Below are 15,918 nucleotides of genomic sequence, written 5' to 3' on the forward strand. Positions count from 1 at the left end.
GGAGTGTTCGCCGCGGACGCCCGCGGCTCGGATCCGGCGCGAGCCGGCGCGTCGCGGCGCCCGATCGGGTTCAGGCCAGCATGTAGGTGAGCAGGGAGCGGAGCTGGGCCGGCTTGATCGGCTTGTGCACGAGCTCCGCGCCGGCGGCGGTGACGCGCTCCTCGACCGCGCCGGTATGGTCGGCGGTGGTGACGATGACCGGGAGCGGCCCGGTATGCAGCGCCCGGAGATAGGCGGCCACGTCGAGGCCGCAGGCGCCGTCGTCGAGATGGTAGTCGAGCACCAGGATGTCCGGCGCCCCGGCGCCCGCCGCGACGGCGGCCTTCACCCCCGCGAGGTCGCGGAAGGTCGAGACCCTTGCATCCCAGTTCTGGAGGAGGCGCGCGAGGGCGTCGGCCGTGGAGGCGTCGTTCTCCACGACGAGGACGTGGGCTCCCGAGAGCCGGGTCGCCACCGGGGCGGGCGGCGCGGCGGCGGCCGGGACCGCGCTCAGGGGCAGCGTCAGCGACACCCGGGTGCCGTGGCCGACCCGGGAGCGCAGCCGCAGGGGATGATCGAGGGCGAGGGCCATGCGGCGGACGATCGACAGGCCGAGGCCGAGGCCAGGCTCCTCGCCGCTGCTCGGCCGGTCGCCGCCCCGGAAGAACTCGTCGAAGACGAGCTCGCATTCCTCGGCGGCGATGCCGCAGCCCGTGTCGGTCACTTCGATCCGGACGCCGCCGGACCGGCGCCGGGCCGCCAGGACGATCCCGCCGGTGCGGGTGTAGCGGACGGCGTTGGAGACGAGGTTCTGGAGGATCCGCTGCAGGAGCACCACGTCGCTGGTGACGGTCAGGTCCGGGCAGTGGACCGACAGGCGCAGGCCCTTGCGCTGTGCGAAGGGTTCGAAGCTCTCCGCGATCCCCGCCAGCAGGTCGGGCAGGAAGACGGGCTGGACCTGCGGCCGGACGATCCCGGCATCGAGCTTCGAGATGTCGAGCAGCGTCTTGATCAGGTCCTCGATGGTCTGCAGGCCCCGCTCCACCTGTCCGGCGATGGTGCGCGCCTCCGGCGGCACGTCGAGGTCGGCGAGCGCCGAGATCGAGAGGCGGGCGGCGTTGACCGGCTGCAGCAGGTCGTGGCTCGCCGCCGCCAGGAACCGCGTCTTCGAGCGGTTGGCGGTCTCGGCCTCCTCCTTGGCCGCGGCCAGCGCCTCGTTGGAGCGCTCCAGCCGGTGCATCAGCCCGGTCAGCTCCTCGGTGCGGGTGCGGACCCGGCCCTCGAGCATGATCGCCGTCTGGAACAGCGAGTAGGCGCTGCCCCGCTGGTCCATGGAGCGCTCGACATGGGACATCAGCGCGGCGTTGATCCGCTCGAGCTTCTCGATCCGCCGGTGCAGGGACGCGTCGGTCTCGAGGCCGTTCGGGTGCAGGGTCACGACGCGGCCGGGGCGGGGGCCGCGGCCGGCGCGCCCGGGGCGAGGGTCTTGCCGATGGCGATGCCCGTGAAGGTCTGGTTCAGGTGCATCGCCCGGTACTGCTCGCCGAAGGTCTCGAAGCCGACGACGTTGTAGCGGCGGTAGAGGTCGGCGATCCCGTGCCGGACCTGCCGGCTCTCGGCGTCGAGGCGGCGGAGCACGCACTCGAAGCCGATGATCAGGTCGACGCCGCCGAGCACGGCGTCGAGGCGCGCCAGCTCCGCCCGGGTCGAGGCGACGATGTCGCGCGGCTCGGCGAGGGTCAGCACCACGCCCTCATCCACCGCGCAGAAGAAGCTGAGCGAGCCGTCCTCGTTCATCCGCCGGATCGAGCGGCAGAAATACTCGCCGCCGACCTTCACGGCGAGCGGGTAGGCGGCGAAGCTCATCGGCGACAGGCCCTCGGGGTCGAGGCCGATCGCCATCGCGTATTCCCGGGCCGCCGGCTCGGCGTTGAGCTCGTGCACGGTGCGGCGCTCGCCGTCCGAGGCGGTGACCACGAACTTGGTCCGCGTCGGCTCGAAATTGTCGCTCTTGAAGATCTCCACCGAGAAGTCGGTCTCGACGAGCACCAGGACCGCCGCCTTGCGGTGGATCTTCCCGCCGTGGAGCATGACGGCGTCCCGGAAGCGCAGGTCGTCGCCGGCCGAGCCGCCGACGATCGGGATGCCGTCGAGCGCCCAGGCGATCGCCGAGACCACGGTCTCCTCGGCGTTGGCGAGCCCGTCGATCAGCGACAGGGCGAAGCGGTGGCCCGTGCCGGCCGCGTCGACATCGCGGCACCGGTCCAGCGGGTCCAGGGTCCGGCGCAGCGCCCGGACCGCCGAGGCGGTCCGCTCCACGTCGAGGTGGTCGATGGCGTCGAGGACGGTCGAGACGATCCGGAACCGCTCGGCCGGGAACGCGATGACGACGAGCCCGCGGTCGAGGCCGCCGGCCGGGGCGATGCCGCCCGACATCGAGCAGCCGGCCACCGGCACGCCGGGGAACCGGGTCTCCAGGGCACGGGCCAGGATCTCGGCATCGTAATCGGCGGAGAAGAACGCGACGACCTGCGACAGGGCGGTGTCACCGACCGCGCGCGCGACCTCCGCGGCCGCGTCGGCGGCCCCGGCCGCGTCCGTCCAGGCCGTCCAGATGCCGCACAGATGGCGGCGCACTCCCGATCCTTGAGCCACGTTCCACCCCCTGCGACCCCCTCGGCAGGCTTGGCGCCCGCTCTTCAGCGTCTTGGGCGGAGTATGTCGTGCGCAATCGAGCGGTGCAACGGGGCGTGTCGACCCGGTCCGGTTCGCGCGGGAAGCCGGACCGGGGCGGCCTCACTTCATGCAGGCATCCTCGGCCTTCTCGAAGGCCGCGGGCTTGGGTTCGTGCTCGGACGGCCGATTGCGGCCGAGCGCCCCGTCGGAGCGGGCGCGGAGATAGGTGTAAATGTCCGGCAGGTAGCAGGTGACGTTCTTGTTCTCGCCGAAGGCGGGCATCACCAGCTCCTGCGAGGCGTTCACGTCCCTCTTGCCGCCCACGACGATGCCGGCGAACTGCGCGTAGTCCATGCCCTTGAGGGCGTCGACCAGCGACGGCGCGTAGGTCGATCCCAGCCCGTCGGGGCCGTGGCAGGCCATGCAGTTCGCGCTGTACCGGACGTAGCCGGACATGGTGTACCAGTCGACCATCTTGCCGCCGTCCGTGACGTGGTAGGTCGGGTTACCGTTCTTGTCGGTGTACTGACCGTCTTGGACCTTGGCCGGCTGCGTCGGCCCCTCGCTCTTCAGGTCGGTCGCGGGCGGGGCGGCGGTCGGAGCCGCGGCGGAGGCCGGCAGCATCCCCAGGGTTCCCGCTGCGAGCCCGGCCAGGACGAGGCCGGCCACTCTGTCTGCAACGCACCGCATACGTCTTCCTCCTGCCGCCCACAGGCTTCTTCTTGGTGGCGCGGTGCCGGGATAACGGCGGATCTCGTCCGAGAACACCTTGAGGCGCCTTCACGTTTTCGCGCACGGCCGGTGAGCGTCACGATGACCGGCCGAGAGTGCGCTTATCCGCGTTGCGCACAGCATTAACCTTTTGTTAATCGGCGGATTGCCGCCGGCCCGCCGGCGTGAGAGCTTTCGTTAACGAGAGCTTAACGGTTGGGTCCCGGCGATGCGGTTCGCGGTTTCCATGATGCAGGGCCTGGTCAAGGGACCCGCCTCGCGTCGGCTCTCCCGGAGCCGCCGGGCGGCCCTGGCTGCCCTCGCCGTCGCGGGGCTCGCCGCCCCGGCCCAGGCGCAGACGCTGGCGAGCCTGCCCACCGAGGCCGGCGCCCGGGTGCAGGGCGATGCCAAGCCGATCGCGGCGTGGGTGACGTTCTGTCAGAATTACGCGGCGGAGTGCGCGCTGGACCGGGGCGAGCCGGCCCGGATCAGCCTGACGCCCGCCACCTGGGCGACGATCGTGTCGGTGAACCGGCGGGTCAACAAGGCGATCGAGCCGATGACCGACCAGGACCACCTGCACGTGGCCGACCGCTGGGACCTGGCCGAGGACGGCATCGGCGACTGCGAGGACTTCCAGCTGCTCAAGCGCCACATGCTGGCCGAGGCCGGCCTGCCGCGGCGGGCGATGCGCATGACCGTGGTGATCGACGAGAAGGGCGAGGGCCACGCCGTGCTGACCCTGATCACCGACCGCGGCGACCTGGTGCTCGACAACAAGACCAGCGCGATCCTGCCCTGGCACAAGACCGGCTACGTGTTCATCAAGCGCGAGAGCCAGGACGCCGTCGCCTGGGTCTCCCTCGGCGGCGTCACCTCCCCGGTCACCACCGCAAACCGGTGAACAAGCCACGCGGCGAGCAGTGGAACCTCGGCCGCACGCGCCGTTCCTTAACGGATCGCTAACCCTGCGGCGCCACTCTGTCGGGTGACGGAGTGCCTTAACGATGCCGCGAGCCCGCCACGTGACGCCGGTCCCGCTTCTGGCTGTCGTCCTCGTCGCCGCCGCCTGCGGCACCGCCCGGGCCGCGAGCGAGACCGAAGCCCGCCACGCCGCGTGGCGCGACTGCGTTAGCCGCAACTTCCGGATCCAGGCCGCACTGACGGACCGGGATCTCGCCGCCGACGCCGCCTTCCGGGCCTGCCGGACCGCCGAGGACGCCTATCTCGCGACCCTCGCGGCCTCGCCGCTGCTCGACGACGAGGATGTCGGGCGCGCCCGGCCGCTCCTCGCTGGCCGGATGCGCGCTTGGCTGGTCGGCAACCGCGGTTGACGTCGGCGATTCCTGGCAGCGGCCATCGGAAAGGACGTTTCCGCCAAGCGCGTGAGGTCGGCCAGCAAGGCAGCGTCGCGGAGGCCTGCCGCCTATGCCTTCAGGCGCGCCTTGATCCGCCGGGTCAGCCCGTCGCGGACGTCGCGGTAGGCGTCGAGGCGCTGCTCGCGCGAGGCGTCCTGCAGCAGCGTCGGGTCGGGGGTCGGCCAGTACTCGACATCGGCCGCGAGGGTGTGCGTCAGGTCTAGTGCCCGGTGGTGCGCCTCCGGCGCGAGGGTGATGATCAGGTCGAAGTTCAGGCCCTCCCAGTCCTCCAGCTCCTCCACGGTGCGCGGGCGGTGCCGGCTCGCGTCGATGCCGACCTCGTCGAGGGCCGCGACCATGAACGGGTCGGTGGGCTCGCCGGAGCGCACCCCGGCCGACTGCACGTAGGTGGACTTGCCGAAATAGGCGCGCGCGATCGCTTCCGCCGCCACGGAGCGCACGGCGTTGTAGTTGCACATGAACAGGACGGACTGCACCCGCCGCTTCTTCGGGGGCGCGTCGGGAAAAGGCTCGGGAGGAGGCTCGGGAGCGGGCTCAGCCATCGCCGGTCGGCGCGGAGGGCGCCTAACCCTTCCAGTGCAGCGCGAAGATCAGGGTGAACAGGCGGCGCGCCGTGTCGTGGTCGAGGTCGACCTTCCCCTCGAGCCGCTGCTTGAGCGTCTCGGACGCCTCGTTGTGCAGGCCCCGCCGACCCATGTCGATCGCCTCGATCTGCGACGGTGAGGCGGTGCGGATCGCGTTGTAGTAGCTCTCGCAGATCATCTCGTAGTCGCGGATCACCCGCCGGAACGGCGTGAGCGACAGGAGGTGCGTCATCACCGGCTCACCGTCCACCGTGGTGATGGCGAAGGACAGCTTGTTCTCGACGAGTCCGAGCGTGAGCGCGTAGGGGCCCTCCCGCCCGGGGATGGTGAAGGAATTGTCCTCCAGGATGTCGAACAGGGCGATCGCCCGCTCGTGCTCCTGATCCGGATTGCCGCGGGCGATGGACCCTTCGTCCAGGCTCACCTTCGCGAGGCGGTTCGGCCCGCGCTGCTTCTCCGCCATCCCCAAAACCTCACAGGTTCAACCGGATCGCGACGGAGCGGGCATGCCCCTCCAGGCCCTCGGACCGGCCGAGGTTTATCGCCGCCGGGCCGAGCGCCCGCAAGCTCTCCGGCGTGCAGGCGAGGATCGTCGTCCGCTTCATGAAGTCGAGCACGCCCAGCCCGGACGAGAATCGGGCGGAGCGCGCGGTCGGCAGCACGTGGTTGGGGCCGCCGACATAGTCGCCGATCGCCTCCGGCGTGTGCGAGCCCAGGAAGATCGCGCCGGCATTGCGGACCTTGGCGGCGAGCGCCTCCGCGTCCTGCGTCTCGATCTCCAGGTGTTCGGGGGCGAGGCGGTCGACCAGGGGCACGGCCTCGTCGAAGGTGCGGACCCGGATGACGGCGCCGTAATCGCGCCAGCTCGCCCGGGCGATCTCCTGACGGGGCAGGGTGGTGAGGGCGCGCTCGACCGCCGCCTCGACGGCGCCGGCGAGTTCGGCGCTGTCGGTGATCAGGATCGCCTGGGCGGCCACGTCGTGCTCGGCCTGGGCCAGGAGGTCGGCGGCGATCCAGTCGGGGTTGGCGTGGCCGTCCGCCAGGATCAGCACCTCGGAGGGGCCGGCGATCATGTCGATCCCGACCTGGCCGAAGACCCGGCGCTTGGCCGCCGCCACCCAGGCGTTGCCGGGCCCGACGACCTTGGCCACGGGGGCGATCGTGGCGGTCCCGTAGGCGAGGGCCGCGACCGCCTGGGCGCCGCCCACCCGGTAGACCTCGTGGACGCCGGAGAGCTGCGCGGCGGCCAGGACCAGCGGGTTCATCTGGCCGTCCGGGGTGGGCACCACCATCACGAGGCGCGGCACCCCGGCGACGCGCGCCGGCAGCGCGTTCATCAGCACCGAGGAGGGATAGCTCGCGGTGCCGCCCGGGACGTAGAGGCCGACCGATTCCAGCGCGGTCCAGCGCCAGCCGGCCGTGACGCCGAGGGCGTCGGTGGCCCGGTGATCCGCGGGCCGCTGCGCCCGGTGGAAGCTCTCGATCCGCTCGGCGGCGAGGCGCAGGGCCTCCAGCGAGTCCGACGGGCAGGCCGCGACGGCCGCTTCGATCTCCGCGTCCGTGACCCGCAGCTGCGCGGCGGAGAAATCGGCGCCGAGCCGGTCGAACCGCCGGGTGAAATCGACCAGCGCCTCGTCCCCGCGGGCGACGACGTCGGCGATGATGCCGCGCACCGCCTCGTCCACATCCTCGGCGATCTCGCGCTTCACCGTGAGGAGGCGCGCGAAGGCGGCGGCAAAATTCGGATCGCTGCTGTCGAGCCGGACCATCGGGAAGCCTTCTGTCTCGCGTCAGGCCGCCGAGCCGGCGGCCGTATCGGTGTCGATGTCGTGCCCGGGACGGTTCGCCGATTCCCAGACCGGGCCGAGATCCTTCATCCGGACCTCGATGCACTCGACCTCCAGCCGCAGGGCCGCGCCGCCGGAGAAGACGAGGTCGATGTGCCCGGAGGGCGCGTCCGTCGGCTCGAAGGTGAGGGCGAGCAGGCTCATCGGCGTCGCGTCGTCCGGCTTCAGGCCGCGGCTCTTCACGCCCAGCACGCGCTCGATGTGCAGGCCGGCGAGGCGCCGGCGCGGCGGGGCGCTCGGCGTCCAGTCGAAGCGGCGCACCGCCATGAGGAAGCGGTGCTCGCCGGCGAGGAAGGTCAGGTCCTGCGGTCGCAGGATCGCGTCCTGCAGATGGGCCGAGATCACGGTCAGGTCCTCGGTGTCGAGGGCGGCGAGCCTGAGCAGCTCCATGCAGAGGGTCCTCGGGGAATACGGGGCGCGGGTCGGGCGGCGAGGGCCGGTCCGCGGCACGGCGTAGGTAGCGGCGCGGCCCCGTTCGGGCAACGGCTGGTCTGGGGATCGCGATCCCGGCCGGGCACAGGCTCGGGCCAGCGTCGCCGTTTAGACGCGCCGGCGGTCGAGCCGGGGCAGGGTCTCATATGGCGGCACTCACCGAGCGCGCGGTTGTGGCGGTGCTGACCGTCGGGCTGCAGGCGGCCGGACCCGCCGTCGCGCAGGTCGGTCCGGACGCGCGGCCCTACATCTACGGTCGTCCGGCGCCGGATCGGGATCTCTACGCACCGCCGCCGCCCGGCGGGCGTCCGCCGCCTCCGCCCGCGGATGACGGGTATGGCTGGCATCCGCCCCCGCCGCCAGTCGACGATGCGTACGACAGGCGGGGCCCGCGCTGGCGCGGCGACTTCGGGCGCCCGTGGGACGACAGCGTCTGCGTGACGGCCCGCGGCACGTGCAGGGTGCGCCCGGGGCCTCCCGACGCGCCCTGCGGCTGCGAGATCCCCGGCTTCGGCTACAGGCGCGGGCAGATCGAGGACTGAGCCTCAGGTGTCGCCGCGCGCCGGCCGGCTCGGACCGAGCGCTGCCGCTCAGGCCCGGACGCGCTCGATCTGCGCGCCGCACCGGCCGAGCTTGGCCTCCAGCGCCTCGAACCCGCGGTCGAGATGGTAGACCCGGTTGATCTGGGTCTCGCCCTCGGCGGCGAGGCCCGCGATGACCAGGGACACCGAGGCGCGCAGGTCGGTCGCCATCACGGGGGCGCCCTTCAGCCGGTCCACGCCCTCGACGATGGCGAGGTCGCCCTCCAGGCGGATCTTCGCGCCGAGGCGGGCCAGCTCCTGCACGTGCATGAACCGGTTCTCGAAGATGGTCTCGCGGATGTGCGACTGGCCCTTCGCCAGCGTCATCAGCGCCATGAACTGCGCCTGGAGATCCGTGGGGAAGCCCGGGAACGGGTCGGTGGTGACGTCGACCGCCGCGATGCCGGCGCCGTTGCGGCGCACGCGGATCCCGCCCTCGACCTGCGTGATCTCCGCGCCCGTGGTCGTCAGGACGTCGAGGGCCGAGTGGAGCAGGTCGGCCCGGGTATCCTTGAGCACGACGTCGCCGCCGGCCATCGCCACCGCCATGGCGTAGGTGCCGGTCTCGATCCGGTCGGGCAGGACCTCGTGGCGGGCGCCGTTCAGGCGGGCCACGCCCTCGATCTCGATGCGCGGCGTGCCGGCGCCGCGGATCTTGGCGCCCATCTTGTTCAGGCACTCCGCGAGGTCGACCACCTCCGGCTCGCGGGCGGCGTTCTCGATCACCGTGGTCCCGTAGGCCAGGGCGGCGGCCATCAGCGCCACGTGCGTGCCGCCCACGGTCACCTTCGGGAAGGCGAACTCGGCCCCGCGCAAGCCGTTCTTGGTCCTGGCGACGACGTAACCGGCGTCGATCTCGATCTCGGCCCCGAGCTTCTCCAGCGCCATGATCAGCAGGTCCACCGGCCGGGTGCCGATGGCGCAGCCGCCGGGCAGCGAGACCTTGGCCTCGCCGAACCGGGCGAGCAGCGGCGCGATCACCCAGAAGCTCGCCCGCATGGTCGAGACCAGCTCGTAGGGCGCCGTGGTGTCGATGACGTTCGAGGCTGTGAGCCGGATCGTCTGGCCCGTCTCGGTGGTCTGACCGGGGCGCTTGCCCACGACCATGTGGTCCACGCCGTGGTTGCCGAGGATCCGCGTCAGCGCGGCGATGTCGGCGAGCCGCGGCACGTTGATCAGCTCCAGCGTCTCGCCGGTGAGCAGGCTCGCGATCATCAGCGGCAGCGCCGCGTTCTTGGCGCCCGAGATCGGGATCACGCCGTTGAGCGGCGCGCCGCCGGTGATGTGGATGCGGTCCATCGTGTGTCCTCGGGCGGCGCACCCGCGAGGGCGCGCGGCCGGCCGTGCTGATCGCGGGCGCGGCAGCGCCCAGGCTTGGCCGTGCCCTATAGACCGGATTTGTCGGAATCAGGACCGTTTCCGTCCGATTCCCGCGCGCAGGACTGATCCGCGCCGGGAGACGGTCTTCCTTCGGCCCGCCCGCGGCCCTGCGCCTTGCGGCGGCGCAGGTTCTGGCGCAGCGCGGCCTTGAGGCGCTCTGCCCGCTCGTCCCTGGAGTCCGTCACGGCGCGACCCTTGGTCGCCGCAAGGTCGGGGCTGCGCGGTCCACGCCGGACGAGCCATCTGCGGTCGGAGACATGAGCTGTTGCAGGGGGCGGGAGCCAAGTTCGGGTCGGAAGAACGTGCCGGACGCTAGCGGGTTCACGCGGGCCTCTCAACGGATGCAACGCTGCGATGTCGGAACCTTACCTTGAACCAGTTCCAGATCCGCGCGTATCTTGCGGCCCTCACGCGAAGGACTGGACCGAGGCCGGACCTCGATCGCGGGCCTGAGACGCCGCTCACGCGGTGTCGCCCGCGCGGCCGAACACGCGAAGGACGCTCGATGACCGTCACCCGGATGCCCAGCACGATGCTCGCCCAAGCGGGATCGACGCGCGCCGGATCCGGCTACGAGCGCTACTTCCGCGGGGCCCTGGATCAGCTGCACGGGGAGCGGCGGTACCGCGTGTTCGCCGACATCGAGCGGATCTCGGGGCGTTTCCCGACCGCCAAGTGGCGCCAGCCGGACGGCAAGACCACCGAGATCACCGTGTGGTGCTCCAACGACTACCTCGGCATGGGCCAGCACAAGGAGGTGGTCGCCGCCATGACCGAGACCGCCGCCCGCTGCGGCGTCGGCGCCGGAGGCACCCGCAACATCGCCGGTAACACCTCGCCGCTGGTCGACCTGGAGCGCGAGCTCGCCGACCTGCATGGCAAGGAGGCCGGCCTCGTCTTCACCTCCGGCTACGTCTCGAACCAGGCCGGCATCTCGACCATCGCCAAGCTGATCCCCGACTGCCTGATCCTGTCGGACGCCTTCAACCACAACTCGATGATCGAGGGCGTGCGCCATTCCGGCTGCGCCAAGACGATCTTCCGCCACAACGACCTCGCCCACCTCGAGGAATTGCTGCGGCAGGCCGGCGACCGGCCCAAGCTGATCGTGTTCGAGTCGGTCTACTCGATGGACGGCGACGTGGCGCCGATCGGCGCGATCTGCGACCTGGCCGAGCGCTACGGCGCGATGACCTACCTCGACGAGGTCCACGCCGTCGGCCTTTACGGCCCGCGCGGTGGCGGCATCGCCGAGCGCGACGGCGTCATGCACCGGGTCGACGTGATCGAGGGGACGCTGGCCAAGGGCTTCGGCTGCGTGGGCGGCTACATCACCGCCTCGGCGGCGATCTGCGACGCGGTGCGCAGCTTCGCGCCGGGCTTCATCTTCACGACGGCGCTGCCGCCGGCGGTGGCTGCGGCGGCGCGGGCGTCGGTGCGCTACCTGAAGCGCTCGAGCGCGGAGCGCGAGGCGCACCAGCGTCAGGCGGCGGCCACGAAGGCGGCGCTGAGCGCGGCGGGGCTTCCGGTCCTGGAGACCGAGACGCACATCGTGCCGGTGATGGTCGGCGATGCCGAGCTGTGCAAGGCGGCGGCGGACCATCTGCTGGAGCACCACGCGATCTACATTCAGCCGATCAATTACCCGACGGTGCCGCGCGGGACCGAGCGGCTGCGGATCACGCCGTCGCCGTTCCACGACGCGGCGCATATCGAGCGCCTCGCCGCGGCGCTGGGCGAGACCTGGCAGGCCCTGGACCTGCCCCGCGCCGGCACTGTCTTCGTCGAGGCCGCGGAGTAGGATCCGCGCCGCCGTCCCGGCCGGGCCGTGTTGCGGGCGCCCGTCTTTGCGAGCGGAGCGAAGCAACCCAGGGATGCCACATCCGCGGCCGGCCTGCTGCCCTGGATTGCTTCGCTCCGCTCGCAAAGACGGGCGCGGCGGTATGCTGAGGCCGGCCTGACCGCGCCGGCTCCGCGCTGAGGCAGCGGCCCGCAGCGCTTCCATGTCCCGTCCCCATCTCGTCTTTTCCGGCGCCGACCTGTAACGACGGCGCCAATCCTCATCCGCGAAAAGTCCGCCTATGATCTCCTCACCCCTCATGACCGTCATGGTCGATGCCGTGCGCAAGGCCGCGCGCGGCCTGCGCCGCGACTACGGCGAGGTCGAGAACCTGCAGGTCTCGCGCAAAGGTCCGGGCGACTTCGTCTCCGCGGCCGACCGCAAGGCCGAGGAGGTGCTGCGCGACGCCCTCATGAAGGCGCGTCCGGGTTACAGCCTCGTCCTCGAGGAGAACGGGATCATCGAGGGGACCGACAAGAGCCACACCTGGCACATCGATCCCCTCGACGGCACGTCGAACTTCCTGCACGGCGTGCCGCATTTCGCGGTCTCGGTCGGTCTCGAGCGCGAGGGCCAGATCGTGGCCGGCGTGATCTTCGACCCGATCAAGGACGAGCTGTTCGTCGCCGAGCGCGGCAAGGGCGCCTATCTCAACAACCGGCGCCTGCGCGTCTCCGGCCGCCAGGACATGGCGGACGCGCTGGTGGGCTACGGCACGCCCTATCTCGGTCGCGGCAGCCACCCGCGCCTCTTGCGCGAGCTCGGCGCCGTGATGGCGGTGGCCGGCGGGACCCGCCGGATGGGCTCGGCGGCCCTCGACATGGCCTACGTGGCCTGCGGCCGCCTCGACGCCTACTGGGAGCGCGACCTCCAGACCTACGACTTCGCTGCCGGCGTGATCCTGGTGCGCGAGGCGGGCGGCTTCGTGACCTCGGCGGACGGCGCGGCCGAGCCGCTGGCGCCCCGGTCGGTGGCCTGCGGCAACGAGGGGCTTCACCGGGACCTCGTCGCCATCCTCAAGAAGGTCCAGGCGGCCTGAGCCGCCACCGACTGGTCAGGCCGTCGGGCTTCTGCTTTAAGCCCGCGGTTCCCCACGGAAGGCCGAACGCATGGAAGCCCGCCGCCACGTCGCGCTGAAGGAATCGGTCCGCTCGATTCCCGATTACCCGAAGCCGGGGATCATCTTCCGCGACATCACCACGCTGCTGAGCGACCCGCGCGCCTTCCGGCGGGCGGTGGACGCCCTGGTGCATCCCTACGCCGGCGGACAGATCCACCAGGTGGCCGGCATCGAGGCCCGGGGCTTCATCCTCGGCGGGGCCATCGCCCACCAGCTCTCCTGCGGCTTCGTGCCGATCCGCAAGAAGGGCAAGCTGCCCCACAAGACCGTCTCGATGGCCTACGCCCTCGAGTACGGGACCGACGAGATCGAGATCCACGTCGACGCCGTACGGCCCGGCGACAAGGTGCTGCTGGTCGACGACCTGATCGCCACCGGCGGCACCGCGATCGCCGCCGTGAACCTGCTCCAGAAGATCGGCGCCGAGATCGTGGCCGCCTGCTTCGTCATCGACCTGCCCGAGATCGGCGGCGCGCAGCGCCTGCGCGACCTGGGCGTCGAGGTGCGCACCCTCATGCAGTTCGAGGGGCATTGAGCCCCGCGAAACGTTGACTTCGCGGGGCTCATCCGCCATAAGCCCGCCACTCGCGACGTGGCGCCCCGCATGGGCGCCCTTCGTGTTTGCAGACAACCAGGACGCGTGAAGGTCGGGTGCAGCAATAGCTGCCCGCGAGCGCGCCTCGACCTTTGAAGGCTCTGAGCCATGAAGAGAACCTACCAGCCGAGCAAGCTCGTCCGTAAGCGCCGTCACGGTTTCCGTGCGCGCATGGCCACCGCCGGCGGCCGCAAGGTCATCGCGCGCCGTCGCGCCCATGGCCGTAAGCGCCTGTCGGCCTGAGGCCTGATCCTCGCCGGCGCGGACGCTCCGACGCATCCGCGCCACGAGGCAAGTGGTATCGGCCGGGATCGAACCATCGATGGCGACGATCGAGCGGCTCAAGAAACGACCCGACTTCCTGGCGGCGGCCGAGGGGCGTCGCTTCCACACCGAGCGTATGACCGCGCAGGGGCGTCTTCGGAACCCGGACGTTTGCCCCGGCCTCCGTCTCGGCTTCACCATCACGAAGCGTGTCGGCCACGCGACGGAGCGCAACCGCATCCGCCGCCGACTCCGCGCTGCCGTGGGGTTGGTCGCGTCCGATCTGCCGAGCGAACTCGCGGGCCTTCCGGCCGACATTGTGCTGATCGCCCGCCGCCCCGCCCTCGAAGCCTCCTTCGAGGCCCTCGCCGAGGATCTGCGCCGCGCGATTCCCGCGGTGACCCGCGCGGCCGCGCCCCGCGGGGACAGGTCGCCCGGCCGATCCGGCGGTCGGCGCGCCAAGCCGGCCCCTGACACGGCCACTTCTCAGTCGTCCTCTCTCCCGCACGAAGCCGGCCGCGCCTCCGCGCAGGCGGCCCCACCCGGCGGTGCCGACATCGGCCCGTCGCAGGGGTGCGACAGAGATCCCCGAATCACAGGCGCGCGCAGGTCCTCCGGGGCCGGCGACGTTCCTGTTGCCACTCCGAACGCGTGCGGCGGTGTCCCTGATGGGCAATGACAAGACGAACATGTTCGTGGCCATCGGCCTGTCGCTGCTGGTGCTGCTCGGGTGGCAGTACTTCGTGGCCGGCCCGCGCATGGAGCAGCAGCGCCAGATCGAGGCGCAGAACAAGGCCGCGCAGCAGCAGCCCCCGGGCGTGACCCCGGACGGCGTGCCCTCGCCGTCCCCGAAGGAGGGTGGCCCGGCGGCCCCCGCGCCCGGCACGCTGCCGACCGCCCAGGGCGGCCCGGTCTCCCGCGAGGCGGCGCTGGCCCGCTCGCCGCGCGTCCGGATCGAGACCCCGGCGCTCTCCGGCTCGATCGCCCTGAAGGGCGGCCGCGTCGACGACGTCTCGCTCAGGAACTACCACGAGACCATCGACCCCAAGAGCCCCGAGATCGTGCTGTTCTCGCCGGCCGGGACCGAGACGCCCTACTACGCCGAGTTCGGCTGGGTCGGCGCCAATGCCGGTCCGCTGCCGACCAACGACACCCTCTGGACCAGCGACGGCAAGACGCTGTCGCCCGGCATGCCCGTGACCCTGACCTGGGACAACGGCGCCGGCCTCGTCTTCAAGCGGATCATCGCGGTCGACGACAAGTACATGTTCACGATCCGCGACGAGGTCGAGAACAAGGGCTCGGGCGCCATCACGCTCTACCCGTACAGCCTCGTCTCCCGCTGGGGTAAGCCGCACACCCAGGGCTACTACGTCCTGCACGAGGGCATGATCGGCTATCTCGGCAACGACGGCCTGCAGGAATTCACCTACGACAAGCTCGCCAAGGAGGGCGCCTACGGCGGTGCCAACACCAAGGGCAAGGCCTGGAGCGGCGTGACCGGCGGCTTCGTCGGCATCACCGACAAGTACTGGGCGGCGGCCGCGATCCCCGATCAGGACGCGCCCTATACCGGCGCCTTCACCGACCGGACCGACGGTGCCACCAACGTCTACCAGGCCAGCGTGCGCGGCGATGCCGTGAATCTCGCGGCGGGCGCCTCGGCGACCGCGACGCAGCGGCTGTTCGCCGGCGCCAAGGAAGTCAACGTCATCAACAACTACGAGAAGGATCTCGGCATCAAGCACTTCGATCTGATGATCGATTGGGGCTGGTTCTTCTTCATCACCAAGCCGATGTTCCGGGCGCTGGACTTCTTCTACCACCTGTTCGGCAATTTCGGCGTCTCGATCTTGGTGGTGACCTTCTGCCTGAAGCTGCTGTTCCTGCCGATCGCGAACCGGTCCTACGTCTCCATGGCCAAGATGAAGGCCGTGCAGCCGGAGATGGCCGCCATCCGCGAGCGGTACAAGGACGACCGCATGAAGCAGCAGCAGGCCACGATGGAGCTGTACAAGAAGGAGAAGATCAATCCGGTCGCCGGCTGCTGGCCGGTGCTGATCCAGATTCCGGTCTTCTTCGCGCTCTACAAGGTCCTGTTCATCACCATCGAGATGCGCCACGCGCCGTTCTTCGGCTGGATCCGCGACCTCGCGGCGCCGGATCCGACGAGCATCGTGAACCTGTTCGGCCTGCTGCCGTTCCCGGCACCCGACTTCGTGCACCTGGGCGTCTGGCCGATCATCATGGGCATCACGATGTTCGTGCAGATGAAGATGAATCCCGCGCCGCCGGACCCGGTCCAGGCGCAGATCTTCACCTTCATGCCGATCGTGTTCACCTTCATGCTGGGCTCGTTCCCCGCCGGCCTCGTGATCTACTGGGCCTGGAACAACACCCTGTCGGTGATCCAGCAATACGTCATCATGCGCCGTAACGGCGTGAAGGTGGAGCTGTGGGACAATCTCCGCACCACGTTCAAGCGCGGCGGCACCAAGGCGGCCGCCACCAAGAGCTGACGGGCGCGACG

The 15,918-nt window shown here is 71.0% G+C and carries 18 protein-coding genes; 9 read left to right on the forward strand and 9 right to left on the reverse strand.

The features are described from left to right. Positions 1-70 precede the first annotated feature (70 nt). From ACX9MN_RS29900 to ACX9MN_RS29910, 3 genes are all read right to left on the reverse strand, one after another. Positions 71-1,417, reverse strand: coding sequence for an ATP-binding response regulator (locus tag ACX9MN_RS29900; RefSeq protein WP_056526969.1), 1,347 nt, complete (start codon positions 1,415-1,417; stop codon positions 71-73). Continuing rightward, a complete protein-coding gene (locus ACX9MN_RS29905; RefSeq protein ID WP_489726196.1) occupies positions 1,414-2,616 on the reverse strand; it encodes an FIST signal transduction protein in 1,203 nt (400 codons plus the stop codon). Before ACX9MN_RS29905 ends, ACX9MN_RS29900 begins: the two co-directional genes overlap by 4 nt. A gap of 159 nt (positions 2,617-2,775) precedes the next feature. Continuing rightward, a complete protein-coding gene (locus ACX9MN_RS29910; RefSeq protein WP_091679369.1) occupies positions 2,776-3,345 on the reverse strand; it encodes a c-type cytochrome, methanol metabolism-related in 570 nt (189 codons plus the stop codon). A gap of 250 nt (positions 3,346-3,595) precedes the next feature. On the opposite strand from ACX9MN_RS29910, the gene ACX9MN_RS29915 reads away from it, so the two are divergent. After that, complete coding sequence (locus ACX9MN_RS29915) at positions 3,596-4,270, forward strand: transglutaminase-like cysteine peptidase (RefSeq protein ID WP_170862927.1); 675 nt, start codon at positions 3,596-3,598, stop codon at positions 4,268-4,270. 103 nt (positions 4,271-4,373) lie between these two features. Next, positions 4,374-4,700 (forward strand): hypothetical protein, encoded by a 327-nt coding sequence (locus ACX9MN_RS29920; protein WP_020092509.1) that lies wholly within the window; start codon positions 4,374-4,376, stop codon positions 4,698-4,700. Positions 4,701-4,792: 92 nt separating this feature from the next. Here the strand turns inward: ACX9MN_RS29920 and ACX9MN_RS29925 are convergent, their stop codons facing one another. Genes ACX9MN_RS29925 through ACX9MN_RS29940 form a run of 4 tightly spaced genes read right to left on the reverse strand, consistent with a single transcriptional unit; the run spans position 4,793 to position 7,566 of the window. Beyond that, complete coding sequence (locus tag ACX9MN_RS29925) at positions 4,793-5,287, reverse strand: arsenate-mycothiol transferase ArsC (RefSeq protein ID WP_056526915.1); 495 nt, start codon at positions 5,285-5,287, stop codon at positions 4,793-4,795. Between the two features lie 22 nt (positions 5,288-5,309). Further along, positions 5,310-5,792: a UPF0262 family protein gene (locus ACX9MN_RS29930; RefSeq protein WP_020092507.1), complete on the reverse strand. Its 483-nt coding sequence runs from the start codon at positions 5,790-5,792 to the stop codon at positions 5,310-5,312. Positions 5,793-5,802: 10 nt separating this feature from the next. Further along, positions 5,803-7,098 (reverse strand): histidinol dehydrogenase, encoded by a 1,296-nt coding sequence (gene hisD / locus ACX9MN_RS29935; RefSeq protein WP_091981844.1) that lies wholly within the window; start codon positions 7,096-7,098, stop codon positions 5,803-5,805. A 21-nt stretch (positions 7,099-7,119) separates the two neighbouring features. Next, entirely contained in the window at positions 7,120-7,566 is a 447-nt protein-coding gene (locus ACX9MN_RS29940; RefSeq protein WP_020092505.1) for a DUF2948 family protein, read from the reverse strand. Positions 7,567-7,754: 188 nt separating this feature from the next. Between ACX9MN_RS29940 and ACX9MN_RS29945 the strand changes: the two genes are divergently transcribed. Beyond that, positions 7,755-8,150 (forward strand): hypothetical protein, encoded by a 396-nt coding sequence (locus ACX9MN_RS29945; RefSeq protein ID WP_489726197.1) that lies wholly within the window; start codon positions 7,755-7,757, stop codon positions 8,148-8,150. 48 nt (positions 8,151-8,198) lie between these two features. Here ACX9MN_RS29945 and murA read toward each other — a convergent pair whose 3' ends face one another. Continuing rightward, positions 8,199-9,488 (reverse strand): UDP-N-acetylglucosamine 1-carboxyvinyltransferase, encoded by a 1,290-nt coding sequence (gene murA / locus ACX9MN_RS29950; RefSeq protein ID WP_020092503.1) that lies wholly within the window; start codon positions 9,486-9,488, stop codon positions 8,199-8,201. An 86-nt stretch (positions 9,489-9,574) separates the two neighbouring features. Continuing rightward, positions 9,575-9,754, reverse strand: coding sequence for a hypothetical protein (locus ACX9MN_RS29955; protein ID WP_081636463.1), 180 nt, complete (start codon positions 9,752-9,754; stop codon positions 9,575-9,577). A gap of 347 nt (positions 9,755-10,101) precedes the next feature. Between ACX9MN_RS29955 and hemA the strand changes: the two genes are divergently transcribed. The 6 genes from hemA to yidC all read left to right on the forward strand — a co-directional run bounded on the left by hemA (position 10,102) and on the right by yidC (position 15,907). Further along, entirely contained in the window at positions 10,102-11,370 is a 1,269-nt protein-coding gene (gene hemA / locus ACX9MN_RS29960) for a 5-aminolevulinate synthase (RefSeq protein WP_026604818.1), read from the forward strand. Positions 11,371-11,650: 280 nt separating this feature from the next. Next, positions 11,651-12,448: an inositol monophosphatase family protein gene (locus ACX9MN_RS29965; RefSeq protein ID WP_026604817.1), complete on the forward strand. Its 798-nt coding sequence runs from the start codon at positions 11,651-11,653 to the stop codon at positions 12,446-12,448. Positions 12,449-12,518: 70 nt separating this feature from the next. After that, positions 12,519-13,064, forward strand: a complete 546-nt coding sequence (locus ACX9MN_RS29970; protein WP_012320444.1) for an adenine phosphoribosyltransferase — start codon at positions 12,519-12,521, stop codon at positions 13,062-13,064. Between the two features lie 168 nt (positions 13,065-13,232). Further along, positions 13,233-13,367, forward strand: a complete 135-nt coding sequence (rpmH, locus tag ACX9MN_RS29975) for a 50S ribosomal protein L34 (RefSeq protein WP_007558110.1) — start codon at positions 13,233-13,235, stop codon at positions 13,365-13,367. Positions 13,368-13,446: 79 nt separating this feature from the next. Beyond that, a complete protein-coding gene (gene rnpA / locus ACX9MN_RS29980; protein ID WP_132367234.1) occupies positions 13,447-14,067 on the forward strand; it encodes a ribonuclease P protein component in 621 nt (206 codons plus the stop codon). Beyond that, positions 14,057-15,907 carry a membrane protein insertase YidC gene (yidC, locus tag ACX9MN_RS29985; RefSeq protein WP_020092499.1) on the forward strand — a complete coding sequence of 617 codons (1,851 nt, stop codon included), beginning with the start codon at positions 14,057-14,059 and terminating at the stop codon, positions 15,905-15,907. The genes rnpA and yidC overlap by 11 nt, the downstream gene beginning before the upstream one ends. The last annotated feature ends 11 nt before the right edge of the window (positions 15,908-15,918 follow it).

The organism is Methylobacterium sp. 1A (assembly GCF_058072805.1).

Excerpts from the sequence above, each read along its gene's own strand:
- ACX9MN_RS29920 (WP_020092509.1), top strand. The coding sequence starts at position 4,374 with ATGCCGCGAGCCCGCCACGTGACGCCGGTCCCGCTTCTGGCTGTCGTC.
- ACX9MN_RS29910 (WP_091679369.1), bottom strand. The coding sequence starts at position 3,345 with ATGCGGTGCGTTGCAGACAGAGTGGCCGGCCTCGTCCTGGCCGGGCTC.
- rpmH (WP_007558110.1), top strand. The coding sequence starts at position 13,233 with ATGAAGAGAACCTACCAGCCGAGCAAGCTCGTCCGTAAGCGCCGTCAC.
- rnpA (WP_132367234.1), top strand. The coding sequence starts at position 13,447 with ATGGCGACGATCGAGCGGCTCAAGAAACGACCCGACTTCCTGGCGGCG.
- murA (WP_020092503.1), bottom strand. The coding sequence starts at position 9,488 with ATGGACCGCATCCACATCACCGGCGGCGCGCCGCTCAACGGCGTGATC.
- ACX9MN_RS29965 (WP_026604817.1), top strand. The coding sequence starts at position 11,651 with ATGATCTCCTCACCCCTCATGACCGTCATGGTCGATGCCGTGCGCAAG.
- ACX9MN_RS29915 (WP_170862927.1), top strand. The coding sequence starts at position 3,596 with ATGCGGTTCGCGGTTTCCATGATGCAGGGCCTGGTCAAGGGACCCGCC.
- ACX9MN_RS29970 (WP_012320444.1), top strand. The coding sequence starts at position 12,519 with ATGGAAGCCCGCCGCCACGTCGCGCTGAAGGAATCGGTCCGCTCGATT.
- hisD (WP_091981844.1), bottom strand. The coding sequence starts at position 7,098 with ATGGTCCGGCTCGACAGCAGCGATCCGAATTTTGCCGCCGCCTTCGCG.
- ACX9MN_RS29930 (WP_020092507.1), bottom strand. The coding sequence starts at position 5,792 with ATGGCGGAGAAGCAGCGCGGGCCGAACCGCCTCGCGAAGGTGAGCCTG.
- yidC (WP_020092499.1), top strand. The coding sequence starts at position 14,057 with ATGGGCAATGACAAGACGAACATGTTCGTGGCCATCGGCCTGTCGCTG.
- ACX9MN_RS29940 (WP_020092505.1), bottom strand. The coding sequence starts at position 7,566 with ATGGAGCTGCTCAGGCTCGCCGCCCTCGACACCGAGGACCTGACCGTG.
- ACX9MN_RS29945 (WP_489726197.1), top strand. The coding sequence starts at position 7,755 with ATGGCGGCACTCACCGAGCGCGCGGTTGTGGCGGTGCTGACCGTCGGG.
- ACX9MN_RS29925 (WP_056526915.1), bottom strand. The coding sequence starts at position 5,287 with ATGGCTGAGCCCGCTCCCGAGCCTCCTCCCGAGCCTTTTCCCGACGCG.
- hemA (WP_026604818.1), top strand. The coding sequence starts at position 10,102 with ATGCTCGCCCAAGCGGGATCGACGCGCGCCGGATCCGGCTACGAGCGC.